We start from the raw sequence: 26982 nt of genomic DNA, 5'->3' as shown, positions 1-26982 counted from the left end.
ATGAATAAAAAACTATTATTCACCCTGTTACTGACAGGGACTACCTCCGTCGGACATGCTACCGATGAGGCCAGACTACTACGCTTTCCTGCTACAAACGGACAGGAAGTTGTGTTCTCCTATGCAGGCGATTTGTACAAAGCTCCCCTGAAAGGCGGAGAAGCACAACGCCTCACTTCGCATATCGGCTATGAAATGTTTGCCCGTTTCTCGCCCGATGGCAAATCTATCGCCTTCACCGGACAATATGACGGAAATACGGAAGTGTATCTGATATCTGCCGATGGAGGAGAACCGACCCGACTGACTTACACTGCCACCAACAGCCGTGATGACTTGGGAGACCGTATGGGGCCTAACAATATCGTCATGACGTGGAGCCCCGACGGTAAGAACATCGTCTATCGGAATCGTATCAGTGACGGATTTGACGGAAAACTCTGGACGATATCCAAGGACGGAGGCATGTCTCAACTCATTCCATTGCCCGAAGGCGGATTCTGTTCTTACTCTCCAGATGGTAAGAAGCTGGCTTACAACCGTGTAATGCGTGAATTCCGTAACTGGAAATACTACCGTGGCGGAATGGCTGACGATATCTGGATTTACGATCCTGCAAACAAAAAAGTGGAAAACATTACCAATAATGTGGCGCAAGACATTGTCCCCATGTGGATAGGCGACGAGATTTTCTTTATCTCCGACCGTGACATGACCATGAACATCTTTGTCTACAATACCCAAACGAAACAGACTGAGAAAGTTACCAACTATACAGACTACGATGTCAAATTCCCCAGCTCGAACGGCGAAGTCATTGTATATGAGAATGGAGGATACCTTTATAAACTCGACCCGAAGACTCGCCAAACCGAAAAAATATCCATTACTTTAAAATCTGATAATATCCTTGCCCGCAAGGAAATGAAAAAAGTAGGGGGAAATCTGACTGCAGTCAGTCTTTCTGCCGACGGACACCGGGTAGCGGTAACTGCTCGCGGCGAGGTGTTTGATGTTCCGGCAGATAAAGGAGTAACCCGCGACATTACTCGTACTCCGGGGGCCAACGAGCGCGATGCAGTTTGGAGCCCGGACGGAAAATACATCGCCTATATCAGCGACCGGACCGGAGAAACTGAAGTCTGGCTGCAACCCTCCGAAGGCGGAGAACCTATCCAACTGACTGAAAACAACGACACCTACATCCGCCAACTGATGTGGAGTCCGAACAGCAAAAAAGTGCTCTACACCGACCGCAAAAACCGTATCGTGGAAGTAGATGTCAACTCAAAATCCAAAAAAACTGTCATGCAAAACCCTGAAGGAGAGTTTTATTCAGTCAATTACTCTCCCGACAGCCAATGGATTACTTATACCAAATCGGGCAAGAACAACATGTCTGTGGTCTATGTATACCATCTTACTTCGGGTAAAGAATATCCTGTAACAGAGAAATGGTATGACTCTTCATCACCCTGTTTCAGCACTGACGGCAAATATCTCATTTTTACTTCCGAGCGCGATTTCAACCCCATCTATAGCCAGACAGAATGGAATCATGCTTACAACCGTATGGGGGGAGTATATATTGCTTTACTCGCCAAAGATACCCCATCTCCTTTCCTGCCATCAGACGAAAAAATCAGCATCGAAGATAATGCTCCCGGAAACAAAGCCGCAACCAAAGAAAATAAAGCGGATAACAAAGCCGATCAAGCAACCGGAGTAACCATCGATACCGAAGGATTGCCCGGACGCTTGCTCAAACTTCCTCTTGCGGCAGGCTATTATTATCAACTTTATTCCGACGGAAAAAAAGTATGGTATTCCAACTCCGGCAACACCAAAGTATTCGACTTGGCTGAACAAAAAGAAGAAATCGTGGCCGAAGGAGCCAACATGAGCGTAGCCGAAGGAAACAAAAAAGCCATCTTCTACAAAGGCGGCGACTTGTATGTATGTGATTTCCCTTGCAACAAAGCTTCTTTGGACAAGAAAGTAAACCTCGACAACATGATTGCCCCGATAGACTATCCACAAGAATGGGCACAAATTTTCGATGAAACCTGGCGGGCTTTCCGCGATGGTTTCTATTTGGAAAATATGCACGGAGTAGATTGGAAAGCCATCAAAACAAAATATGCCGCTTTGCTTCCATACGCAAAAACCCGTTTAGACCTCAACTACATTATCGGTGAGATGATTGCCGAATTAGCCTGTGGACATGCGTATGTGAACCCCGGAGAAATCAAGGGTCCCGAACGCATCAAGATGGGTTTGCTGGGAGCCGAGCTGAACCGCGATAAAAGTGGATTCTACCGTATCGAAAAGATTTTACCGGGAGCCATTTACAGCCAGAAGCTCCGCTCTCCGCTTACCGAACCGGGTCTTGGCGTAAAAGAAGGTGACTACATCACTGCCGTCGACGGTATCCCGACTACCACTGTAGACAATATTTATAGTTTACTAATAGGCAAAGCAGGTGTACTGACCGAATTAAGTATCAACAGTACTCCATCAGCCAAAGGTGCACGTCAAGTAGTAGTAAACCCGATCGACAATGAATATCCGTTGTATCACTACAATTGGGTGCAAAACAATATCAAGAAAGTAGAAGAAGCCACCAACGGCCGTGTAGGTTATGTCTATATCCCCGATATGGGTCCTGACGGACTGAACGAATTTGCCCGTTATTTCTATCCACAGTTGGACAAGGAAGCACTCATCATCGATGACCGTGCCAATGGCGGCGGCAATGTCTCACCCATGATTATCGAACGTTTGCTTCGCCGGCCTTATCGTCTGACCATGAGCCGCACATCCACAAAAGTGGGAACTATTCCCGATGCCACACTGGTAGGACCGAAAGTATTGCTAATCAATAAGTATTCGGCTTCGGACGGTGACTTGTTCCCTTGGAGCTTCAAAGCAAACAAAATCGGTAAAGTAATCGGTACCCGGACTTGGGGCGGCATTGTCGGAATCAGTGGTCCGCTGCCTTATATGGACGATACGGACGTACGTGTTCCCTTCTTTACCAACTTCGATGCCAAGACCGGTCAATGGATTGTGGAAAACCATGGAGTAGACCCCGATATCCTGATTGACAATGACCCGATAAAAGAACAGATGGGAGAGGACCAGCAACTGAATAAAGCCATAGAGGTCATTATGCAAGAGCTGAAAGACCGCAAACCATTGCCTAAAGTTCCGGCTCCGAGAACATTCAAGGACTTGGGATTGAAACAATAAATATCACCCGGTTGCTCTATGCATTCAGGAGTGTCAAAATTAAGATGGTCTATCAAACCGTCAACTGTAAGGGCAGGGTCTGCCTGCCCGAATACATTCACCAATACACAAAGTGAACTTTTTCGGGCAAGCAGACCTATCCCATCAATAAAAACATTAGAAAACTAAAAACAATATGAAACACATCCATTACCTGCTGTTATCAGTACTATTGGCATTCAGCTCTTGCCAAAACAATGAAGAAACCGTAATTGAAAATAACTTTAAAGGGCATTACAAGATTACCGCCATGGAATCAGACCAACCTCTTGACCTGAACAATGACGGCATCAGTTCTTCCAATCTTTATGAAGAGATAGCTGCCCCCGTACACGGCAATAATAAAGACGAGACGCCTATTCCTTTCTATCATTTTGAAGAATGGAGCAACTACGCCGAAGTCCGCCCGGCTTTCGATGACCAACCTGATTATCAACTGCTGCTACTAAGACTTCCTTTGCAAGAAATCATTTTTCAGAACCGGAAAGAAACAGAACCTTATCTGGCATTCTACACACACGACTTGACTGATTACGAATATACACTCACCGAAGATTCGAGAGTGGATTTAAGATTGGTCAATCCCGGTGCGGTCCGCCTGGGTGTGGTGGAACGACTGGAAAGAACCGGCAAAGACACTTTTGTTGTAGAAATGACAGCCCGTTACTTTGACTTCTTCAACCATCAATGGACTTATACCCGCATCAACGTAACCTACGAAAAGGTAGAAAGAAGCTCCGAATGATGTAGACACAGAAGCCCCATGTACCGGATTATTTTCTTTCCCCGTTCTTTCTGTTATCTCCCCGACTTTCATTATCTTTGCAACCACTTAATAACAAAGATATTAAATAACAAAAATAAATCATGGAATACAATTTCAGAGAGATTGAAAAGAAATGGCAGCAACGATGGGTAGAAAATAAAACCTATCGGGTGACTGAAGACGAATCAAAAAAGAAATTCTACGTGCTTAATATGTTCCCTTATCCATCGGGAGCAGGATTGCATGTGGGACACCCGCTGGGATACATTGCCAGCGACATTTATGCACGTTACAAACGCTTGCAGGGCTTTAATGTCCTCAATCCGATGGGATATGATGCTTACGGACTTCCTGCCGAACAATACGCTATCCAGACCGGACAGCATCCCGCCATCACTACCGTCAACAATATCAACCGCTACCGCGAACAATTGGACAAAATCGGTTTCTGTTTTGACTGGGACCGTGAAGTCCGCACTTGTGAACCGGGTTATTATCATTGGACACAATGGGCTTTCCAGCAGATGTTCAACAGCTTTTATTGCAATACCTGTTCATCGGCACAACCTATCAGCAAACTGATAGAGCACTTCGCACAGAAAGGAACCGAAGGACTCGATGTAGCTTGCAGCGAAGAACTCAGCTTCACAGCCGGAGAATGGAATGCCAAGAGCGAAAAAGAACAACAGGAAATCCTGATGAACTACCGCATTGCCTATTTGGGAGAAACCATGGTGAACTGGTGCCCGCAACTAGGAACTGTTCTTGCCAATGACGAAGTGGTGGATGGAGTTTCTGAACGCGGCGGTTTCCCCGTAGTACAGAAAAAAATGCGTCAATGGTGCCTGCGCGTTTCGGCTTATGCACAACGGCTCCTTGAAGGACTGGATACGGTGGACTGGACAGACTCACTGAAAGAAACCCAGCGCAACTGGATTGGCCGTTCGGAAGGTACGGAAGTACAGTTTAAGGTAAAAGACAGCGATATCGAATTCACTATCTTCACTACTCGTGCAGATACCATGTTCGGTGTAACCTTCATGGTACTGGCACCCGAAAGCGAACTGGTCGCCCAACTTACCACTCCTGAACAAAAAGAAGAAGTGGACGCTTATCTGGACCGCACCAAGAAACGTACCGAACGCGAACGCATCGCCGACCGCCGTGTGACCGGCGTATTCAGTGGTTCGTATGCTGTCAACCCGTTCACCGGCGACGCCGTTCCCGTATGGATTAGCGACTATGTACTGGCCGGATATGGTACAGGCGCTATCATGGCGGTTCCTGCCCATGACAGCCGTGACTATGCTTTTGCAAAGCATTTCAACCTGCCTATCATTCCACTGGTAGAAGGTTGCGATGTAAGCGAAGAAAGTTTCGATGCCAAAGAAGGAATTGTGTGCAACTCTCCCCGCAAAGATGCTACCCCTTACTGTGACCTCTCATTGAACGGTCTGACCATCAAAGAAGCTATTGCAGCTACCAAAGAATATGTAAAAGCTCACAATTTGGGACGTGTAAAAGTGAACTACCGTCTTCGCGATGCCATTTTCTCACGCCAACGTTATTGGGGCGAACCGTTCCCGGTATACTACAAAGACGGTATGCCTTACATGATTGATTCATCTAAGTTACCGCTTGAACTTCCCGAAGTTGCCAAGTTCCTGCCTACCGAAACAGGCGAACCTCCATTGGGACATGCCACCAAGTGGGCTTGGGATGTGGAAAAAGGTGAAGTAGTGGAAAATTCTTTGATTGACAACGTCCATGTATTCCCGCTCGAACTGAACACCATGCCGGGCTTTGCCGGTTCATCCGCATACTATCTGCGTTATATGGACCCGCACAACAACCAATCGTTGGTATCGGAAAAAGCAGACCATTACTGGCAGAATGTAGACCTCTATGTAGGTGGTACCGAACACGCCACCGGTCACTTGATTTATTCCCGTTTCTGGAACAAGTTCCTTCACGATCTGGGCATAAGTATCAAGGAAGAACCGTTCCAGAAATTGGTAAACCAAGGAATGATTCAGGGACGAAGCAACTTTGTATATCGTATCAAAGATACCAACACCTTTGTATCATTGAACCTGAAAGACCAGTATGAAACTACTCCGCTGCATGTGGATGTGAACATTGTTTCAAACGATGTGCTGGATACCGAAGCATTCAAGGCATGGCGTCCCGAATACAACAATGCCGAATTCATCCTTGAGGATGGAAAATACATCTGCGGCTGGGCAGTAGAGAAAATGAGTAAATCAATGTACAATGTAGTCAATCCCGACATGATTGTCGAAAAATACGGTGCCGACACCTTGCGTATGTACGAAATGTTCCTCGGTCCGGTAGAACAATCCAAACCTTGGGATACCAATGGTATTGACGGTGTACACCGTTTCTTGAAAAAACTCTGGAACCTCTTCTATAGCCGTACAGATGAATTCCTGCCGGTAGAAGGAGAACCGACCAAAGAAGAATTGAAAGCCATCCATAAACTGATTAAGAAAGTAACCGGAGACATTGAAACCTTCTCTTACAACACATCTATCAGCGCTTTCATGATTTGCGTCAACGAATTGGGCAGCCTGAAATGCCGCAACAAGGAAGTATTAAGCCATCTGATCGTCCTGTTGGCACCATTCGCCCCCCATTTCGCCGAAGAACTGTGGGAAGCACTGGGCAATACCACCAGCGTATGCGATGCACAATGGCCTGTATTCAATGAAGAATACCTGAAGGAAGATAGTGTGAAATATACTATTTCATTCAACGGTAAAGCACGCTTTACCATGGAATTCCCTGCTGATGCTGACAATGATACCATTCAGGCAACCGTTATGGCAGACGAGCAGGCACAGAAATGGATTGAAGGCAAGACTCCGAAGAAGGTAATTATCGTTCCGAAGAAGATTGTAAATATCGTACTATAATCGTCTATGGATAAGATTCTAAAAATCAGACTTGGTAGAGATGTAAAGGACTATTTGTCCATTACTTTCGGACTGATGTGTTATGCATTGGGATGGGCAGCATTTTTGCTGCCCTATCAAATAACCACAGGTGGAGTAACCGGTATTTCGGCTATCATCTATTATGTGACGGGTGTGGAAATTCAAGTTTCCTATTTCATAATCAATGCCCTCTTCTTAGGATTCGCATTGAAGATACTCGGCCCCAAGTTTAGTTTGAAAACAGTTTACGCTATCTTCATGCTGACATTTCTGCTTTGGCTTTTTCAGGCAATATTAAAAGGGCCGGATGGTAACTTACCACAATTATTAGGTCCCGGACAAGAGTTCATGGCTTGTGTAGTAGGTGCAGGATTGTTAGGTTTCGGCATTGGCATTGTGTTCTGCAATAACGGAAGTACCGGAGGGACAGATATCATAGCCTGGATTATCAATAAATATAAGGATGTAACGTTAGGCCGAATGATGATGTACTGTGATATCGTCATTATTTCTTCCTGCTATTTTATCTTTCACGATTGGAAGCGAGTATTATTCGGATTTTGTGTCTTGTTCATCATGAGTATTGTGATTGATTATGTAATCAACAGTACACGTCAGTCTGTTCAATTCCTCATCTTTTCACGTAAGCATGATGAAATAGCCGAAGGCATCACCAAGCAAATCGACCGCGGAGTAACATTGCTGGACGGCACCGGTTGGTACAGCAAGCAAAACATAAAGGTCGTTGTGGTATTGGCAAAAAAAAGCCAGTCACTGGATATATTCCGTTTGGTGAAAGATATTGACCCCAATGCATTCATCTCACAAAGCAATGTAGTGGGAGTGTATGGCGAAGGGTTCGATAAATTGAAAATAAAATAAATTCTATCCCTTGTTTCACCGTCCCTGCATCTGAAAGTGGGACGGCGGCCCAAGGGTAGGATTACCCATCTTGCTCCTGTCCTTGTCAATCACCACCTTGTGAAGAATCTCGTAAATCAACCCGCCTACATCTATCCCTAAATTAAACTTATTGAACTTATAACAAGGAACTACTACCGGAACCGTTTCCCAACCTCCACGCAAAGGATTGTAATAGCGCTGCACTCCCATTTCCACACTGAACCGTTCGCTCATATCCACCGTCATGCTGGCACCATAACTGTGCGATTCCATACCATACGTCTGACCTCTATAATAAGAACCGAATACTTTAAAGGCAACACGGTCTGAAGCCCGATACATCACTGCACCCGAAGTTCCGAAAGACTGCCCAACAGCGAAAGGCATATTCATTTTCATGGCATCGACACCCACCTGTACGCTCCATCGGGGATTGAACCTGTACATGTATCCCAACGAAGCTTTATTCATCAGTCCGATACCAGGCAAAGCAGTCTGCTCTCCCGAACCATAAAACACTCCATTTTCAAATCCTTTTATTATCCCTCCGGTGCTGTAATCTCCCCTGAACATAGGTGAAGGATTTGTATAATAAGGAAGAACAAGTGGCTTCTTTAAAGAAAGACGAAGTAAAGAATCGGTTGGAGTAGGTTGGGGCAGAGGAAAACTTAAAGTCTTTTCATCCGACACAGAAAAATCTTCATGCAGAAAAGAAACAGAAAAAGAGTTTCCTTCCTGTATTTCGGACGATGTCCGCACACTGTCACGAACAATGCGTTTCACATCCTCTTGAGCAACCATGTCTGATGAAACGCCCCAAAGCAACAAATATATTCCCATGCGGACTATATTGTTAAATAAATCCGATTTCCACTTCATAAACCCTTCTGTTTTAAATATACCGCAAATGCAAATTTAATAAAATCTATTGCTTGGCAATCATTTCGGACTGTTATTTTCTTAAAACAATCTATATAAATAAGTACATGCCAACGGCATATCAAAAAGATGGAAGTATTTTCAAAAAACTCCAGGAACTTTTTTTAAAATCTCAAGGTCTTTTTAATGAAGAATTATCGTCCGTTCTCATCACAAAAAAGCAAGAACTAACCCGATAGAAAGTTTATTGCATATCTTCTTTCACACATAACAACTGCCGAAACCGCCTGTTTATGGGAAATCATTGTGAAAGACATCATTCATGCTCATCGAATGTGAATTATGTGAACAAGACGATATATCTGCCCTCATTGGAAAATCAAGTCCGACCATCTTGCAATAAATGTTATTACTGTTTATTATCTTTCTTAGGTTTCAAAGTCACTAAAATGACAACCGGATTATCATCCTCTTTTATATTTTTCAGCAACTCATCCAGTTCCTTTTTTCTCTCAGGCAAGAGACCGGTTGAATAACGCTTTTCTTTATCTTGCAGGAGTCCACCGGCATAATAGACCATCAGTAAATGATTGTCATCACTTGTCCATGCAGGATGGATATCATAGCCACCGGCCAGATTGTCTTTAATAGTAACATTAGTAAAGGTTTTCTTCTCTTTATCATATATTCCCAAACGAGAAATATTCTTCATTCCATAATTCACAAACAAATACTGAGCTGTTTCCTTAGCCCAATACACCGATAGAAACTGAAATCTTTTCTTAGGGTCAACTTCATCAGCAGATACATCAATATCTTTGCCGGAACAATCGAATTTATAAACCAACTGACGTTTTTTGGGCGATAAAATCTTAAATATTACATTCTCCAAGGCCGGCTTATAGAATAAACTATTATCATAATTATACATAAAATCACGGGAAGTCAGAATCATACCGTATTTCTTATTCTCCTCCAAATGACCACGCCACTTACTTACAGTCTTTCCATTCTGACTGTCGACCATATATAACTGTATCGGATTCGCCTTGTCAGCATAATAAATATCATTACTATACAAAATATGATTCTTGTCAAACAATCCGGCTGCTCCCATATTTAATTGGGGTGTAGGAACACTCCTCACAAACGTTCCGTCAAATCCATAACAAGTCAAAGTAGTCCAGTTCTGAACATATAATAACTTGTTTTTCCAATCGCCGAAAGCAAATAAACCTTGCAAGTATTCTTCCGGACCCTGACCTTTACTTCCAATCTTATTGAGGAACTTTCCATTCTTATCAAAATGAAAAATGCCACTTGTAATAATGTCTTCCCCTGTATACTGCATGATGTAGAACTCATTATTCATCAGACAATCATCGGTTGTCTCCAAAGGCACATACCTGATATCTGAAGCCAACTCGTTTAACATTATCTCTTTAGGAGATTCACTGATGGCTTTTGCCAAATTAATGACCACAGGTTTTTGAGCTGAAACCGACAAAACACAGCACAAGCATAAAAAAGAAAACAGATACTTCATATTCATTTTTTATTAAATTAATAATGTTCTTTATTTTAATTCCGCTACCAACAGAGTCGGATTAGCATCTCCTTCCTTATCTTCGCGTATTGATATCAGATGACGCTGAGTAACAGAAGTAAACGAACGACAAACAAACTTTTCTTCACTAGGGGAAAGGTCATCTGTGAAACAATCTTCATAATTATTAGCCTTGCACATCCAGTCTTGCTTGGAACACAGCATCCAATAAGCTTTCTCTTTATAACCATAAAAAAACAACAAGAAATCTTCTGTTTCATATACACCGGCTATATTTATCATATTTCGATTCTTTTTGGGATTAAAATAGTCATCCCGATTCTCATTATCCACCATACCGATATTCAATTCATATCTTCTATACTGCTTCAAACCATCACGCAATACACAAATAACATTCTTCAACGGATTTTTATAATACACCTCATTTTGATAAGTATATAGCAAAGGCTCTCTCAATAATAATCTGATTTTATAATCTTCCGGAACAGTAGAACGTACTCGTTGTATTAATTTTCCATCCTGACGAGAAGCTCTCAACAGTTCATAATTTTTTGAACTATGATAAAACATATTATTAGCATAAATAATATCATTTTCCCTCAACACCACTTGATAAGTATAAGCATTATGAATAGGTATTTTACGCATAAATTTTCCATCATACGAGTAAATAACAAAGTTGTTTCCTCTACTATCAACCACCCAAAGCTCTTTTTTATCCTCATCCACAGAAAAAGAAAGGGAACGAATATACTCTTCCGGTCCTTCTCCCGAACAGCCTATCTTATTAAGAAACTTTCCATCCTTTGAGAAGCGATAAAAAGCTCCCGGTTGTCTTTGATCACATACAAAAATATATTCTTCACCATAGTATATTTTTAAATCAGTACCCAATAGACATTCCTCCGTTGTTTCCAATGGAATTACCCGAACACTTTTGGCTACCTCACTCAATTTGATTTCCTGTTCTTTTCCTGCATTGCCCAATATATCAATTTTCTGCTGTGAAAAGGATGGCAATATAGCCACACATAAAAAAGTAAATAATAGTATACACTGTTTCATAACATAACTATTTTAGAGATTGTAAAAGCACATCAATCATTAACTTACCATTTTCTACAGCATAATCGGACACACATATTTTTTGTTTTTCATAGCCGGCTATCGAAACATAAACCGTATCCTTTTTCCCAACCGACAACTGATAGTTCCCATCGATATCACTGATAGTTCCAAATGATTTTCGAGAAACAAATACAGATGCAGCTACTATTTTCTGTCCTGTTTCATCTGTAATTTTCCCCATAAGCGTTACCTGCTGAAAATCTGTAACCTCTGCACTCGATACCGGAACTGCAAATATCCAGACATACAGCAATAATAAAGGAACAAGAGCTACTGTCCAACATTTTTGTATGCCGTGAGAAGAAGGCTTTTTCAACATGGAAAGACGCATTAATCGGGTAGAATATGCAAACGGATTAACCAAGCTTTTCATGGTTCCATATAACCAATATCGGGTAAGTGTCTCCTTATAAACATCCATTCCCGCCACATTCCCGGCATTACTATCCGCCAAAAACTCATGGTTTTCCACCAAGTCACGTTTATACAGCCAAGCAATAGGGTTGAACCACTGTATGATACAAAAAATATCTCCCAACAATAAATCAACGCAATGCCATTGGCGAATATGAGTCTCTTCGTGTGCAAGAATCACATTTTTATCCACTTCTTTTATCCCTTGTGGAAGCACTATATAACGAAGGAAAGAAAAAGAAGATTGAACCATCGGTGTCTCTATCGAAACAATACCGCAAAAAACTTCTTTTGAACCGTTGCGAATACATCGGAACAACCGGAAAACAGTCCACATACGAGATAACAAAAGTACAATAAGTCCCGAAATATAAATGAGACAACCTATCTGACTGAAATTGACAGATTCATTGACTTTCATTTCTATACTTATGATATTGCCAATTCGAAAAGCCGTTTCCGGCAAATCAGTCTCACTGACCGTTGGCACAGCATAATATAGAGGGATAAAAGGCAGTGCTAAAGCTATAAACATTCCCGCTAAAAGATATACCCGATTAAATCTGAAAAAGGTATTTCCACGCAATGCCCAATGATATAAACTATAAAAAAGGGTGGTCAGCAAACAAATTTTTAAGAGTAATATCCACATAATTACTCCTTCCCTTTTTCATTTTTCAGTTTCCGTCTGGTTTCTTCCAACAGTACATCCAACTCTTCTGCCGTCATATTACTTTCTTTGGCAAAAAAAGAAGCCAAGGATGAAAAGGAGTTATCAAAATAACGGCTGATAAAGCCAAAAAGCTGTTTGCGGGAGTACTCTTCTTTTTTAACCAAAGGATAATAAATGTAACCGCGCCCTGTACCCGGTTTATGACTGACCGCCCCTTTGTTTTCAAGAATACGAATAATAGTGGATACGGTAGTGCGCGAAGGTTTTCCTGCGTCATCCATACACGAAAGTATATCCTGTACGGTAGCTTCCTCCAACTTCCATAAATAATGCAATATTTGTTCTTCTGCCTTTGTTAGTTCCATAACTTATTAGATTGATAAGTACGAACTAAATATATGACTAAATTTTTAGTCATTATCATTTAAAGGCGAAAAAGAACTATTAATTAACTATATTTATAAGTTTATTTAGAGTGTCATTACATATAAGATAAGTTTGTAGGGGGAGTTTCCACAGTAACACACAAGATGCCAGTTTAATAACCTAAACGGGACAATAGATATTTCGTCCGGCGAGCTGATACATTCTTTACAACGAACCGTTGCATTCATTAATCATCACCATCGGTTCTATAATCAGTGCCACTGATTTATTAATCACTACCACCGATTAATAAATCGGTGGTAGAAATTAACGAATATATCAAGAGCCGATTGGCTTTATATATGGAGTCTGATTGCTATCCGAAGTAAACATAACAAAATAGACTGCTATCTTCCTTGCCGGCTATATTTATTCTGTCAGGAATCACCTTATTTTGGTTCATTCTCAGTATCTTTGCATTCAATAAATACGATGTAAGATGAAACGAAAATTAGTATTTGCTACAAACAATGCTCATAAACTGGATGAAATATCCGCTATTCTAGGAGAGAAAGTAGAATTATTGAGCTTGAAAGATATCCATTGCGATATTGATATCCCCGAAACTTCTGATACATTGGAAGGTAATGCGATGTTGAAAGCTGAGTATATTTATGAACACTACGGTTTGGACTGTTTTGCCGACGATACGGGTCTGGAAGTAGAGGCACTAAATGGAGAACCGGGTGTTTACTCTGCCCGTTATGCAGGAGGAGAAGGACATAATGCGGAAGCCAATATGCAGAAATTATTGCAGAATATGCAAGGAGTACAAAATAGAAAAGCACAGTTCCGCACTGTTATTTGTTTAATAACGAATGGAAAGAAGCATTTATTCGAAGGCGTAGTAAAAGGTGAGATTATCAAAGAGAAACGCGGTGACTCCGGTTTCGGGTATGATCCTATCTTTATGCCTCAAGGATATGAGCAAACGTTTGCCGAACTGGGAAATGAGACGAAGAATAAAATCAGCCATCGTGCATTGGCGGTGGAAAAGCTTTGCCGGTTTCTGAAGGCGTAAAAAGTGAAAAGGGTAGTATAAAAATATCATTTTGCTAGTAGGGGCGAGGTTCGCTCGCCCGAAAATAGTCCACTTCATGCATTCGGGCAGGCAGACTCTGTCCTTATAGTTGATGGATTGTTCCAATTGATACGATTAAACATATACTTATGAAATGCAGTAGGTGTAGCACGTAACATTGCATCAAAACCAACTTGTAACTTTTTCATATATCCCTAAGTTATTTCTGCAAATTATAGTTCTATCACTTGTTACTTCTATCAATCCTCATTCATATTTCTCTATAGCTTGTATAGTAGAGTCTATCTCTTTTATAAAATAATCAAAAGATTCGGGATTTATCATATTAGGAATCTGAACCAACAAATCATATCCTTCATCTATGGCCAACAAGCGGCTCCATAACAAAGCGAAAGAAAGTTTCTGGGCATAGATACGCTTCACTTCCGGTTTTGCATCCAGGCAGTCATTCCGTTCTTTTTTCAAGGTTTGATAAGTAGTATATAGCACATCAGCCGACTTTATAGAAGCATAAGCCTGAATAATACTCAACCCCAGCTGCCTATCTTTTATTTGTGGAAAAAGCGCCGAACTCTTCATCAGTTCCAAAGCATCAGTAGTAAAAGTAATAAATGAAGTTTGGAAAGGCATATTGGAATAATACTCCAATGAATCTTTCGATACCACCAAAAGACTATCCTTGTTTCTTAATAAAAATTGTGCAGCGCGTATTTCCCGCTCTACTCTCTGTTTTCCGCCTAAAATGGTTTCCCTGTTAGTCTGTAGTTCCGCTTTTACCAAATGAAGCGCACTCTTCACATCCCGCTGCGTATTCCGTTTCTCTATCCAGTCACTTCCCATAAAAGTAAGGATGATACCCAGCACTACAGCAGTAAAATTGCATACAAAATCCCCTATCCTACGATTCTTGAAAAGGAGCGTCATTCTTTTCCATAGTATTTTTTTCATTCTATAATCCTTTTTATTTTCCTATCGAAAATAAATTTGGCGGAATAAACGATTCCTTAAGGACACATTATTCCGCCAAAGTAAATTGTTTATTAATATCCCAAAAAGTCGCCCTTACTCTGAAACGTATGGAATAAACGACTTTTTATTTTCATAATCCCAGTTTCTCCGAGATTTCCAGCATCTTCTTGATAGGTTTTACCGCTTCTTGGGCTATCGCTTCATCCACTGTCACTTCCGGCCATTCATACTTCAGTGTATTATACAGCTTTTCCATGGTATTCAACCGCATGAAATTACATTCATTGCAAGCGCAAGTGCTGTCTTCGGGCGGAGCGGGAATAAAGTTCTTTTCAGGACATTGTTTACGCATCTCGTGCAAAATTCCACTTTCCGTAGCAACGATAAAATCCTTTTTATCACTGGCAATGGCATATTTCAGCAGACCTGCCGTAGAACCTACTTTATCGGCCAGCTTCGCAACAGCCCCTTTACATTCGGGATGTACCAGAATAGCCGCATCGGGATACTGTTTTTTCAAAGCTGCAATTTTTTCAACAGAGAACTGTTCATGCACATGGCAGGCACCGTTCCACAACAGCATATTACGTCCTGTAATCGAATTTATATAGTTTCCCAAGTTACGGTCCGGTCCGAAGATGATTTTTTCGTCTGCCGGGAAGCTTTCCACTATCTGCTTGGCATTGGTGGAAGTCACCACTACATCAGTCACAGCCTTTACTGCAGCCGTTGTATTAACGTATGAAATTACGGTATGCTCCGGATGTGCTTTAACAAACTCTGCAAAAGCATCGGCAGGGCAACTATCGGCCAAAGAACAACCGGCATTCAAATCAGGTACAAGCACTTTTTTATTCGGACAAAGAATCTTAGCTGTTTCTCCCATAAAGTGTACACCGCACATCACAATAATATCGGCATCTGTTTTAGCCGCCCATTGTGCCAATGCCAGACTGTCACCTACAAAGTCAGCCATATCTTGTATTTCACCCGACTGGTAGTAATGTCCCAAAATAAGTGCATTCTTCTCTTTACGCAACTTATTTATCTCTGCTTTCAAATCTAAGGTCTTGTCCACCGGTTCGGCAACATACCCCTTTTTCAACCATTCCTCTTTATTCATTATTTCTATGTTTTTTCTTTCTTCTCTTAAAAAAAGAATTTATAGTGATGATAATTGTCGGTTAATAGTGTTAGTAAAAAGTAGACTGCTTTTCTTGCCTGAGAAGTTATTCATTCATGGTGCAGAGATATGAATAAGTAATCAACGGGCTTAAAGTCTGATAATACAGTCTTTATCTTTTCTATTAACAAACTGTTGATAATATGCAAAGTTAAAAACTTTATGGTTATGAACGCCTAAAATAGTGATTAAATTGTGTTGATATTGTCGGTTTAAGTTCTTGAATTATTCTTTGGATTGTTGATTTCTGTCATTCGATATATCTTTTATTGAAATATGCAAGAAATACTTTTGAAATGATATGCTCATTCTTTTTACATGTTTTCAACCGTTATCAACAGGGTTATGTGAATTAGTTATTATCTTTGCAATATATATTAATAGCATGTAGAAAAAGATGAGAAAATTGAAAATAACGGAGCTTAACCGTCTTACAGTAGATGAATTCAAGCAAGCAAACAAGTTACCGTTGGCAGTGATATTGGATGAAGTACGCAGTTTGCATAATATCGGTTCCGTATTCCGCACATCGGATGCTTTTCTTGTAGAACGTATTTATTTATGTGGTATTACCGCCACTCCTCCCCATCCTGAAATGCACAAAACGGCATTAGGAGCCGAAGATACTGTTGACTGGAAGTATGTGAAGCATACATTGGAAGCAGTGGAAGAACTTCATAATGAAGGATATACGGTGTTGGCTATAGAGCAAGTGGAAGGAAGTACCATGCTTGACGAGCTTGAGCTTGAGCCGGATAAAAAGTATGCCATCGTAATGGGAAATGAAGTGAAAGGTGTTCAACAAGAAGTAATTGATGCCTGTGACGGTTGCATCGAAATTCCTCAATATGGCACAAAACATTCATTGAATGTATCGGTTACTACCGGCATTGTACTTTGGGAGTTTGCAAATAAATTGATTAAGTTTAGAAAAGAGTAACTATAAAAGAATGAGGAACTAACCGGATTTATATTTGTCCGTTTTCCACCAATAATACCACCCGTTCCGTCAGCTTATCCTCCGCTTCGGGATGATATTCTTTTTTCAGGCTTGCGCCGAACAATGCGGCAAAAGTCTGATAAAACCCTGCTTTAAAGGGACCCATAAAAGCTTTTACCAATTCGTATGAGGAAGAATCGGTTTCGCGGTTTACCAACTTTATCAACAGTTTGCCCTGTGCAAAAGTTAATTTCTTCATGACAGGAGTATATTGCTCTTTCAGTCCTTTTTCAACGAGTTTCAGATGTTTCTCTCTGGCTTTTTTATCAGGGAGTGTTTCCAGATATTCGTAGGTTTCGATAATGGCACGGTTGATGGCACGAGCCAAAGGCAAAGTCTTCTTTACATTCCTTACCAGGCGGTAATATTCCCGTCTTTCTTTTTCATTTTTAAATTTTAATGGCTTGAATACGTATACATTAGGTAGCCGTAGTGAAGGAATGGTATCCCCTTTGTATACACATACAGGCACCATGTATCCGTTTATAGTCGTTGTCGATTGCTGAGAATAGGCAGCAATGACTATAAAGGAAAGAAATAAAGCTATATAGAGTTTCCTTTTCATTTCTATGCAAAAGTAGTAAGAAATGTGGTTACTCTTGCTTTGAATAAAACTATTTAACTTAAAACACACCAATAAATTACAAAATGAACAGATTGTTGAAATCAATGTTAATTACTTGTATTACAATAGGCTTTTCTGTGAATAACTTATCAGCACAAGAAGCTTGGGAGGAATTGGCAGAGCAATTAATTGATGAAGAAGGAGGAGAAGTTTTTCAGTGGGAGAATAATTTTGAAGAGTTATCGGAGTTAAGAGAAAATCCTATCAATATCAATACGGCAACAAAAGAGCAGTTGGAGAGATTTCCTTTTTTGTCTGACAAGCTGATTGAAAATATCTTGTATTATCTTTATAAGTATGGACCGATGCTTAGTGAGAATGAATTGTGGATGATTGAAGATATTAACAGGCAGACTATTCGTTGTTTACAACCATTTATTTGCTTTAAACATACTGAAAAAGAGGAATATAAGCCTACTTTGAAACAAGTGTTGAAATATGGAAAACAAGAGTTATCAACACGTGTGGATATGCCTTTTTATACTAAATCAGGGTATAAGCTTCACACCAAGGAAGAATTGAAGAAGAATCCTAATAAACAATACTTGGGGTATGGGTATTATCACAGTCTGAGATATAGTTTTCATTATCGGGATAAGATATATTTGGGACTTACGGCAGAAAAAGATGCCGGCGAACCTTTCTTTGCCGGACAGAACAGAAAAGGATATGATTTTTATTCACCGTACTTGTTCATTCGTAATATGGGCAGAATCAAATCATTGGCTATCGGTAATTATCGTTTAAGCTATGGTTATGGACTAGTTATTAACACTGATTTCGGAATGGGTAAAACAGCTACGCTTTCTACATTGGGAAATAAGAATCGGGGAATTCGCAAACATTCTTCGACAGACGAATATAATTATTTTCAGGGAGCGGCAGCCAGTTATAAGTTGTCGAAAAGGTGGACGACAGATGCTTTTTATTCTTACCGGAAGATGGACGGTATTGTGAATAACCGGTTTATAACTTCGTTGAAAAAGGACGGATATCATCGTTTATACAGGGAATTTGAAAAGAAGAATATGATTACTAATCAGGTGATTGGTAGTAATTTAAATTATAATGGGAAGTATTGTGAGTTAGGATTAACAGCGGTTTATAATGTTTTCAACAAGCCGTTGAATCCTGACTTAAAACCTTATAATAAATTCTATCCTCGGGGCAAAGACTTTTATAATGTAGGAGGAGATTACAAATTTTTTTGGAAGCACTTTTCCTTTTTGGGTGAGACTGCTATTGATAAAAGTGGTGCTGTTGCCACTATGAATATGTTGAGTTATTCACCGAAGGGAGGAACACAATTGATAGTTATGAACAGATATTATGATGCAAAGTATCAAAGTATTTATGGTCGTTCTATAGGAGAAGGAAGTAGTGTACAGAATGAAAGTGGATTTTATATTGGATTGGAAACTAAGTTATTACGATATATAAGGATGACTTGTTATGGAGACTTTTTTTATTTTCCATGGAAGAAGTATTTGGTTAGCGAACCGGGAACCAAAGGTTTTGACGGCTTGATTCAGCTAAGTTATTCACCTACTTATCAACTGGAAATGTTCATAAGGTATCGCTATAAAAACAAGAAAAAGGATTTCACGGCAGAGGATAAAATCAAGCAAACGATTCCTTATATACAACAGAAATGTCGTTATCAGTTGAATTATTCACTGAAGGATAAACTGTTGTTGAAAACAATAGCAGATTATGTTCGGGTAAACTATCGAAACCGGTCAGCTTCCACCGGCTTCTTATTGTCGCAGAGTGCCGGTTATAAGTTCAATGATTTGCCTTTCCAATGTGATATAAGTTGTGTTTGGTTTAATACGGATGATTATGATTCGCGGTTAACCATTTATGAAAAGAATGTGCTTTATGCTTTTTCCATGCCTTCATTTTATTATGAAGGTACGCGACTGGCAATAAATGTACGTTATGAATTGAATAAGCATATCATGGTTCAAGCTAAATACGGGATGACGCATTATTTAAATCGGGATGTTATCGGTTCGGCGTTGGAGGCCATTGATGGAAGTACAAAGGGTGATCTTTATTTGCAGTTGAGGATGAAATTCTAAAAACATTATGTATTTTTGCACTGTTATCAACAGAAAAATAACTATGTCAACAGTCATTTATCCTTCTCCTATATTCGGTCCGGTGCATAGCCGTCGTTTGGGAGTTTCTTTGGGAATCAATCTTCTTCCCGAAGACGGCAAGTTTTGTTCTTTCGACTGTATTTATTGTGAGTGTGGTTTTAATAAAGACCATCGTCCGAAGAAGAAATTACCTGCCCGTGAGCAGGTTCGTGAAGCTTTGGAAGCCCGTCTGCTCGATATGCAGCAAAACGGTCCAAAACCGGATGTCCTGACTTTTGCCGGCAATGGTGAACCTACTGCCCATCCTGAGTTTGCCGGAATTATAGATGATACGTTAGCGCTTCGTGATAAATACTTTCCGCAAGCAAAGGTGAGCGTGTTGAGTAATTCTACTTTCATTCATAAAGCGGAGGTTTTTAAGGCATTAAATAAGATAGACAATAATATCTTGAAGCTGGATACGGTGAATGTTGATTATATCAATAAAGTAGACCGTCCTACCGGACATTATGATGTAAACGAGATTATAGAAGAGATGAAAGCTTTCAAGGGTAATTTGATTATTCAAACTATGTTTATGAAGGGGGAAAGCCAAGGAAAAAGTGTGGACAATACGACAGATGAATATGTTCTTCCCTGGTTGGAGGCAGTAAAAGAAATAGCTCCCCGCCAAGTGATGATTTATACAATAGACCGTGAAACTCCTGACCATGATTTGAAAAAAGCTGCTCACGAAGAGTTGGACAGAATTGCAGAGTTGGTAAAAGAAGCAAATATTCCTGTTTCGGTTTCGTATTGAAACTGAAACAGGAATATGAATGAACAATCCGATAACACAGAGTTACGGAAAAGTATTTTATCTTTGTGGGTATAAGTAAATAAGGAAAATTGTCAGGATATGGAGAAAGGAATAAAAGCATACCATTCATATTTAAGTTTCGGTGATGCAAAGGAAGCGTTATCAGAGACTGTTTGTGAAGATTTGAACTTAGATGATTTGTGCGAGCAGCTAGATTACACCTCTTCTTGTGTAGGAAGACAATATCTTTATCATATTTTATGTACCGATAAGATTTCCGATGTTACCGCGCATGAACAATTCATAGAGCAACTGCAAACAGATTATCTGCTTCGGAATAAACTGGTAAATGCTCTTCAGAAGTTGAATAAACCGGATGCTTACTCCATAGTGGATATTTTGGCCGAAAAAGAACATACCTATTCGCGCGGTTATTTATTGTTGCTCCAAATATGCAGGTGGTTACCTGCTGTATCTCTAATCTTGATGTTTCAAATTCCTTCTTCACCTGTTCCTCTTTTATTTTTATTAGTATCTTATATATTTAATGGATACTTACATTTTAAACAGAAAAACATTCTTTCATGTTATTATTTCTCTGTACCCCAGTTATATAAGTTGTTGAAAACAGCCGATTACTTAAGTGCTGTTCCCTCATTCCTGTCTGTAAATGTTAAAATAGAGAACACTATCCGAAATTTGAAAGAGCTTGTCCGCAAACTGGGCTCATTCCGTTTAGGTATAGCGTTAGAAAGCGACTCGGCCATGATTGTTTATCTGCTGACTGAGCTTATTAATATTTTTACGTTATATTCCACTATCAATATTGTAACCTCTTTTCGGTTTATTCAAAAGGAAAAAGAAGAAATAGAACAAGTGTTTTGTTATGTAGGTTTTTTGGATTTGCTGTGTTCCATATCGTTTTTGCGTGAACAGATTCCTTATTATTGCAAGCCTTCCGATAATAAATCGGGCGAACGCTTGTATGCCGATAGTATATATCATCCATTGATAAGGGGATGTGTTTCTAACAGTGTGTCGTTATCGGATAAGTCCATGCTTATAACCGGCTCCAATATGTCGGGAAAAACCAGTTTTATTCGCACTGTTGCCATTAACTTGCTGACAGCAAAGACATTGAATACTTGTTTTGCAAAAGACTTTCGGATAGATATAAACAGACATCTTTATTCTGTGATTCACACAGAAGATAATCTGTTGGAAGGGAAAAGTTACTTCTTTAAAGAAGTCGAGAATGTGAAAGCAGCTCTTGATAAAGGAAAAAAGGGAAATTATCTATTGGTTTTCGATGAACTGTTCAAAGGGACGAATACAGTGGAGAGAATAGCGATTAATTCTGCCGTATTTTCGGATTTGGCAAAGACGGATAATTTGGTCCTTGCATCAACACATGATTTGGAACTGACCGCATTGCTTCATAGTCAGTATGACTTATATCACTTTAGTGAAACAATAGCCGATGACAAACTTCAATTTGATTATAAACTGAAGAAAGGAGTGGCGCAGGAGGGAAATGCCATCAGGATATTGGAATTGTGTGGTTATCCTTCCGAATTGGTTCAATCGGCCAAGAATATACTTCCTTCGATACAGTGATATTAATCCCCAATGAACGTTGGTTAAGCCTTTCTATAAGCAGAATTACTACAGTTTCCCGCAGTGGACCGTATAGTTTTCCATAATGGACTGTGACTGTAATAATCTTACGTTTAAAAGTCCTTAGCTGACAGTAAGAAACAATTTAGTTTTTATGAAGGTAGAAGTGACAGTATGCTCTAACATCACTAAATGCGGCATGGGAGTGTTTTTCAGCTTAGCAATAATACAAAGCCTACTCCCCGGATATTCTTCAATTCGATGAGAGGTTCATCTTTCAGTGATTTCCGCAGGTTCGTGATAAAGACATCCAAACTGCGTGAGGCAAAATAATCGTCCTCCGTATTCCAAAAGCGACTTAGGATAGCCTTCCTTTCCACTATTTCATTTATGTTTTCGCACAGGAGCTGAAGTATTTGGGCTTCGCGCACCGTCAGGGTTTTGTTCTCTCCGTTTTCATTGTTATGCAGTGTGGCATGTTTGGCATCCAAGGTGAAGCGTCCCAATGCATAGTGTTCATTTTCATTGCGTAATTTGACTCCTGCCTTCATTTTCAGGATGGCGTGTATATGTGCGTCCAATTCATCGGGCACAAAGGGCTTTTTCACATAGTTATTAACCCCCAGTTTATATCCTTCTTTCACGTCTTTGGGAGATGTCAATGCAGAGGTGAACAAGATAGGAATATCCCCATCCATTTCGCGGATACGTTCCACCATTTGATAACCGTTCATCACAGGCATATCGATATCCGAAATAATAATATCAGGATGATATTCTTTCCAAGCTTTCAGTCCTTCCGCACCATTGGTAGCGGTTATCACTTCGTAGCCACCGATAATTTCCTGCAATTCATTCTTTACGATGTAGCTGAAAGTGGAATCATCCTCCACTAATAATAGTTTAATCATAGCTTTCTATTATTTTAGGTATTAACAGGCTGAATTCACTGAATTCCCCTTCTATACTGTTAATATATACTCTTCCCTCGTGGGCTTCCATTACCTGATAAACATAGTTCAACCCTAGTCCGAATCCTGAAGGGCCTCCTTTTCGGGTTTGTTTAATGGCCGATGCACGCTCAAACTTCTCGAAAATCTTCTTTTGGTCTTTTTGCGGAATTCCAATACCATTGTCGTATATGTTGATAATATCATGGTTGGCATCACTTGAAGAACTGATGTTTATCTTTACCGATTCCTTGGAATATTTTATGGCATTGTCTATCAGATTACTGATTGCTTCCTTCAGAAACTCTTCGTCGGCATATACTTTTTCTGTTTTTAAGTCTGTAGTGAAATGGATTGTTTTTTCAGTTTTTATGGTGAACTTTTCAATTAAGTCTTCTATCATGGGAGATAATGGAACTTCTTTTTTGTTCATCTCCAGTTTGTGCTGTTCCAGTTTCGCCAGCGTCAGCACTTTGTTGGAAAGAGCCAACAAATGTTCCAGTTCATTTTCCACAATAGTAAAATAATGGTTCTTTATTTCCGGCTTATCATCCAGCTTTCCGCTATGCAGCCTGCTGGTGCACATGATGGCAGAGCTGATGGGCGTTTTCATGTCATGAATCATGGCGTAGGAGAAATCTTCTTTCAGCCGGGCTATTTTCCTTTCTGTGATGATGATTTTTATTTGGTAAAACAATCCGATGAAAGCGAATACTACCATAACCGCTGTAGACAGCAACAAGATTCCCATGCGTGCAAATATGCTCCAATGCGGATTCACCAATATCATTTGTACAGTTTGTGATAGGTCTGTGCGGATAGGAATTTCCTTAGAGTGAATGGCATTCCATAGACAAAAGTTTCCTTTTTTGCTTTGTTGAAGCACTTCTCCGGTCTTCGGATTAATAAGATTCAATATGAAATCGCTGCTTATTTTATGCTCTAAGAGGAGAGTGGAAGCGATGGAGTCCACGTCTTCTATAGAGATATAATAACCTAAGTTATAGAGTCCTTCTTCTAAATAAGTGATTTCGGGGATGCTGTCGGTTGCTGCTTCTCCTTTTATATTTGTTCCTTTAGGGGTCTTATTAAGACGAGTAATAGCCTCGTCTTCCATTCCTGTATATAGAATTTGATTTATTTCTTCAGATATATTGTTTCTGATAAGTATATAAGTATTGCATAACCACATTAATTGTAATGCTAATATGGAGGTTAAGCTTATGGCAGTGATTATTTTCAAGTACTTAGTCTTTATCATGTAGCAAATATAATAACTTATTCTTAAAATCGGATAACATTTTTATAACATATTATTATACAATTTCCTATTATGTTTGCAACATCAAACTAAAACTCATACATATAATTTAAAGATATAATATTATGGAAAAAACAATAGTAACATTAAGCAGTAAAGAACAAACTTCTATTTATGGAGGAGACATGAAAAGAATCTATAATTGGGAACCAAGGAAGGATAAAAATCCAAAACCTCAAGTTATATGGACAAACAATTAACATAAAGATAACAATTCAATAACAAAGGGGTAAAAAAAGACAGCTTATCTTTGTTGCATTAGATGTTTGGCAAATTATGTCATGGACTAACACAAGAAAATGGTGCCGATGTTTGTGGTAGAGTATTTTAATTGATAACAAAAAGATGAGTGTGTTTTATAAAGATGTACTCATCTCTTTAAAGATTGCATTATGAGGAAAAAGCTGTATTATATGGGTTCTGGATTTTTCTTTATCTTAGGTATTGTATTATCCAATACTTACAGACCGTATATTTATGAGAATCATATTTTTGATTTTCATTTGGCTGATACAATAGGAAATTTGGTAGCAGTGCCTTCTCTCTCTTTGTTATTATTGGCTATGAGAAAATATGAGAGTTTATCTAAAGCTATTCTTTATAGTATTTTTGTTTTTACTTTATATGAAATAATTCCATTTGGAACTTTTGATTTTTATGATTTGATAGCAACATATATCAGTGGATTATTAACTTATTTAATTTTTCTGTTGTTCAAACGAGTGAATAAGAGATAGGTATGCCTACTTTTCAGAAATTCTTCGCTTGATTTTAGCGTGTAAAAGTAGTTCATGTGAAAATAACAATTCAATAACAAAGGGGTAAGAAAAGACAGCTTATCTTTGTTGCATCAAAACAAGCAGAGAGATATGAAATAAACGAGTATAAACGAACAAGATCAGGAAGGGAAACGGATGAATGGCATGCCTCATCTTTTTGCTCACCGCTTGTTCAGACGAAGAATAAGGGACTGCCCGAGTCTATAAATAAGGGAAATAATAACACAAACACAAAACACGATAAAAATTTAATAAAATGGAAACGCTGACGTTAGCAGAATGTATGAATATTTATGGTGGATGCTATATTTACAGTAGCAGTACTAGTCTGACTAGTGTATTTGTAGTACCCAGCCGTTTTAGAGAATTATTTTTTAGTATATAACAACAAAACACAAAATGAAGTATGAAAAAGAATGATTATTACATGATGAAGCCACTCAGTGGTGAGGAACATGTACAGGTATCGGGAGGTTATGTGCCTCCTACGGAGGAACAGATGGAAGAACTTCGTAAAATATATGGGCCATTAGCAGATCTTATTTGCTGGTAGCTTCTATCTAGATGCAGAATGATTGAATCGATAAATTTTATAAAATAGAAAACAATAATTATATTTAATATTATGGATAATTTAATTAAAGAGTTAGATTTGCAAGCACAGAAACACATTTCTGGAGGCTTTTGGGATTGGGTTGTTGGTACATTCTTAGGTGGAATGCTTTATGATTTAACATTTCATACTGGCGAAACCATAGAATCATTTAATGCCGGTCGAGATGCAGCTAATGCTATGTGGAATAAATAATCATCTAAAAAAATGGAAAAGTATTATATTAGTTTATCAAAATATGAAGAAATAAATATCGCAGGTGGTTTAAAAAATGTTTGGGAACTACTTGGCTTTTTATTCCAATGTGAGTATAATGGATTTGAGGCAAATAATTTTGCTCCTTCTGTAATGCCTTATAAATAATTTGTTTAACTTTAAAATTGAATGTGCCATATTAGTATGGCGCATTCAATTAAGATATTATGGGACGCCTGATTATTTTCAAAAGAGACAATGTTATGTATTTGTCTAAAAGAACAAGATTAGTATTTTTTATAGTCTGTGTTTCTTTACTCCTTGTTATTTCTGTTATCAATTTTGCTTATAGACCCTATATTTATGAAAATGGTATATATGATTTTTATTTTGCAGATACCTTTACTAATATTTGGGGAGTTCCTATAGCGACTTGTTTGGGCATGGCATTGACACAGAAATTGGTATATAAGGAAATATATTATAGTATGGCAGTTTGTTTGGGGCTGATATGCTATGAAGTTATAGGATTGACTTTTGATTATAAAGATATAATTGCAACTTTTATAGGTGCTTTATTATCTTATGCAATCAATAAAATGGTTATTCGATATAGTTGTTAATTAGAAGATAGGTATACCTACTTCTCAGAAACTGACTTGTTGTGGTGATATTTGTAAAAGATATGAATTTGAAAGATTAATACTTCGTTAAATTTGTAACTAATCCGTTGAAAATAAACAAGTTAATTTAAATAATTTAGCAAGATAAAATAGG

Annotated in this window: 25 protein-coding genes; 15 read left to right on the top strand and 10 right to left on the bottom strand. The window is 39.1% G+C overall.

Annotated elements, in window-relative coordinates:
* From HMPREF1534_RS01025 to HMPREF1534_RS01040, 4 genes are all read left to right on the top strand, one after another.
* Entirely contained in the window at positions 1 to 3252 is a 3252-nt protein-coding gene (locus HMPREF1534_RS01025) for a S41 family peptidase (RefSeq protein WP_005945129.1), read from the top strand.
* A 175-nt stretch (positions 3253 to 3427) separates the two neighbouring features.
* A complete protein-coding gene (locus tag HMPREF1534_RS01030) occupies positions 3428 to 4036 on the top strand; it encodes a hypothetical protein (protein ID WP_005945126.1) in 609 nt (202 codons plus the stop codon).
* Between the two features lie 122 nt (positions 4037 to 4158).
* The gene (gene leuS, locus HMPREF1534_RS01035) at positions 4159 to 6993 is read left to right on the top strand and encodes a leucine--tRNA ligase (RefSeq protein ID WP_005945123.1); all 2835 of its coding nucleotides are present in this window, start codon (positions 4159 to 4161) and stop codon (positions 6991 to 6993) included.
* Positions 6994 to 6999: 6 nt separating this feature from the next.
* On the top strand, positions 7000 to 7896 hold the full coding sequence (locus HMPREF1534_RS01040) for a YitT family protein (RefSeq protein WP_005945120.1): 897 nt from the start codon (positions 7000 to 7002) through the stop codon (positions 7894 to 7896).
* A gap of 15 nt (positions 7897 to 7911) precedes the next feature.
* On the opposite strand, the gene HMPREF1534_RS01045 is transcribed toward HMPREF1534_RS01040, so the two are convergent.
* The 5 genes from HMPREF1534_RS01045 to HMPREF1534_RS01065 form a co-directional block, all read right to left on the bottom strand.
* Positions 7912 to 8796 (bottom strand): hypothetical protein, encoded by an 885-nt coding sequence (locus HMPREF1534_RS01045; protein WP_005945117.1) that lies wholly within the window; start codon positions 8794 to 8796, stop codon positions 7912 to 7914.
* 409 nt (positions 8797 to 9205) lie between these two features.
* Positions 9206 to 10342 carry a 6-bladed beta-propeller gene (locus HMPREF1534_RS01050; RefSeq protein WP_005945110.1) on the bottom strand — a complete coding sequence of 379 codons (1137 nt, stop codon included), beginning with the start codon at positions 10340 to 10342 and terminating at the stop codon, positions 9206 to 9208.
* A gap of 30 nt (positions 10343 to 10372) precedes the next feature.
* Positions 10373 to 11431: a 6-bladed beta-propeller gene (locus tag HMPREF1534_RS01055; protein WP_005945108.1), complete on the bottom strand. Its 1059-nt coding sequence runs from the start codon at positions 11429 to 11431 to the stop codon at positions 10373 to 10375.
* A gap of 7 nt (positions 11432 to 11438) precedes the next feature.
* A complete protein-coding gene (locus HMPREF1534_RS01060) occupies positions 11439 to 12329 on the bottom strand; it encodes a M56 family metallopeptidase (RefSeq protein WP_218958720.1) in 891 nt (296 codons plus the stop codon).
* A 233-nt stretch (positions 12330 to 12562) separates the two neighbouring features.
* On the bottom strand, positions 12563 to 12946 hold the full coding sequence (locus tag HMPREF1534_RS01065) for a BlaI/MecI/CopY family transcriptional regulator (protein ID WP_005945104.1): 384 nt from the start codon (positions 12944 to 12946) through the stop codon (positions 12563 to 12565).
* A gap of 500 nt (positions 12947 to 13446) precedes the next feature.
* On the opposite strand from HMPREF1534_RS01065, the gene HMPREF1534_RS01070 reads away from it, so the two are divergent.
* The gene (locus HMPREF1534_RS01070; protein WP_005945103.1) at positions 13447 to 14028 is read left to right on the top strand and encodes a non-canonical purine NTP diphosphatase; all 582 of its coding nucleotides are present in this window, start codon (positions 13447 to 13449) and stop codon (positions 14026 to 14028) included.
* 267 nt (positions 14029 to 14295) lie between these two features.
* Here HMPREF1534_RS01070 and HMPREF1534_RS01075 read toward each other — a convergent pair whose 3' ends face one another.
* Together HMPREF1534_RS01075 and nadA are read right to left on the bottom strand one after the other, a co-directional pair.
* Positions 14296 to 14997 carry a hypothetical protein gene (locus tag HMPREF1534_RS01075; RefSeq protein WP_005945099.1) on the bottom strand — a complete coding sequence of 234 codons (702 nt, stop codon included), beginning with the start codon at positions 14995 to 14997 and terminating at the stop codon, positions 14296 to 14298.
* Positions 14998 to 15148: 151 nt separating this feature from the next.
* Complete coding sequence (gene nadA, locus HMPREF1534_RS01080; protein WP_005945097.1) at positions 15149 to 16141, bottom strand: quinolinate synthase NadA; 993 nt, start codon at positions 16139 to 16141, stop codon at positions 15149 to 15151.
* A 457-nt stretch (positions 16142 to 16598) separates the two neighbouring features.
* On the opposite strand from nadA, the gene HMPREF1534_RS01085 reads away from it, so the two are divergent.
* The gene (locus HMPREF1534_RS01085; RefSeq protein WP_005945095.1) at positions 16599 to 17141 is read left to right on the top strand and encodes an RNA methyltransferase; all 543 of its coding nucleotides are present in this window, start codon (positions 16599 to 16601) and stop codon (positions 17139 to 17141) included.
* A gap of 28 nt (positions 17142 to 17169) precedes the next feature.
* On the opposite strand, the gene HMPREF1534_RS01090 is transcribed toward HMPREF1534_RS01085, so the two are convergent.
* Positions 17170 to 17676 (bottom strand): DUF4294 domain-containing protein, encoded by a 507-nt coding sequence (locus tag HMPREF1534_RS01090; RefSeq protein ID WP_005945093.1) that lies wholly within the window; start codon positions 17674 to 17676, stop codon positions 17170 to 17172.
* A 161-nt stretch (positions 17677 to 17837) separates the two neighbouring features.
* Between HMPREF1534_RS01090 and HMPREF1534_RS01095 the strand changes: the two genes are divergently transcribed.
* The 3 genes from HMPREF1534_RS01095 (at position 17838) to HMPREF1534_RS01105 (ending at position 22347) form a co-directional block, all read left to right on the top strand.
* Positions 17838 to 19910 (top strand): helix-hairpin-helix domain-containing protein, encoded by a 2073-nt coding sequence (locus HMPREF1534_RS01095; protein WP_025066802.1) that lies wholly within the window; start codon positions 17838 to 17840, stop codon positions 19908 to 19910.
* A gap of 43 nt (positions 19911 to 19953) precedes the next feature.
* Complete coding sequence (locus tag HMPREF1534_RS01100; protein WP_018451847.1) at positions 19954 to 20730, top strand: radical SAM protein; 777 nt, start codon at positions 19954 to 19956, stop codon at positions 20728 to 20730.
* A gap of 99 nt (positions 20731 to 20829) precedes the next feature.
* Entirely contained in the window at positions 20830 to 22347 is a 1518-nt protein-coding gene (locus HMPREF1534_RS01105; protein ID WP_005945088.1) for a MutS-related protein, read from the top strand.
* 212 nt (positions 22348 to 22559) lie between these two features.
* Here the strand turns inward: HMPREF1534_RS01105 and HMPREF1534_RS01110 are convergent, their stop codons facing one another.
* Positions 22560 to 23258 carry a response regulator transcription factor gene (locus tag HMPREF1534_RS01110; protein ID WP_005945086.1) on the bottom strand — a complete coding sequence of 233 codons (699 nt, stop codon included), beginning with the start codon at positions 23256 to 23258 and terminating at the stop codon, positions 22560 to 22562.
* Positions 23251 to 24558: a sensor histidine kinase gene (locus HMPREF1534_RS01115; RefSeq protein WP_005945085.1), complete on the bottom strand. Its 1308-nt coding sequence runs from the start codon at positions 24556 to 24558 to the stop codon at positions 23251 to 23253. The genes HMPREF1534_RS01110 and HMPREF1534_RS01115 overlap by 8 nt, the downstream gene beginning before the upstream one ends.
* A 125-nt stretch (positions 24559 to 24683) precedes the next feature.
* On the opposite strand from HMPREF1534_RS01115, the gene HMPREF1534_RS21130 reads away from it, so the two are divergent.
* From HMPREF1534_RS21130 to HMPREF1534_RS01130, 6 genes are all read left to right on the top strand, one after another.
* Positions 24684 to 24818 (top strand): hypothetical protein, encoded by a 135-nt coding sequence (locus HMPREF1534_RS21130; protein WP_005945083.1) that lies wholly within the window; start codon positions 24684 to 24686, stop codon positions 24816 to 24818.
* A gap of 192 nt (positions 24819 to 25010) precedes the next feature.
* Positions 25011 to 25355: a hypothetical protein gene (locus HMPREF1534_RS01120; protein ID WP_005945081.1), complete on the top strand. Its 345-nt coding sequence runs from the start codon at positions 25011 to 25013 to the stop codon at positions 25353 to 25355.
* 448 nt (positions 25356 to 25803) lie between these two features.
* Entirely contained in the window at positions 25804 to 25950 is a 147-nt protein-coding gene (locus HMPREF1534_RS20785) for a hypothetical protein (RefSeq protein WP_005945077.1), read from the top strand.
* A gap of 72 nt (positions 25951 to 26022) precedes the next feature.
* Positions 26023 to 26205: a hypothetical protein gene (locus HMPREF1534_RS01125; protein ID WP_005945074.1), complete on the top strand. Its 183-nt coding sequence runs from the start codon at positions 26023 to 26025 to the stop codon at positions 26203 to 26205.
* A 12-nt stretch (positions 26206 to 26217) separates the two neighbouring features.
* Entirely contained in the window at positions 26218 to 26373 is a 156-nt protein-coding gene (locus HMPREF1534_RS20780) for a hypothetical protein (RefSeq protein ID WP_005945071.1), read from the top strand.
* Positions 26374 to 26432: 59 nt separating this feature from the next.
* Positions 26433 to 26828 carry a hypothetical protein gene (locus HMPREF1534_RS01130; protein ID WP_005945068.1) on the top strand — a complete coding sequence of 132 codons (396 nt, stop codon included), beginning with the start codon at positions 26433 to 26435 and terminating at the stop codon, positions 26826 to 26828.
* Positions 26829 to 26982 lie beyond the last annotated feature (154 nt).

This window comes from Phocaeicola massiliensis B84634 = Timone 84634 = DSM 17679 = JCM 13223, assembly GCF_000382445.1.
Taxonomy (GTDB): domain Bacteria; phylum Bacteroidota; class Bacteroidia; order Bacteroidales; family Bacteroidaceae; genus Phocaeicola; species Phocaeicola massiliensis.
Note: the sequence above shows the minus strand (reverse complement) of the source record. Positions and strands in the feature narration are given on the sequence as shown.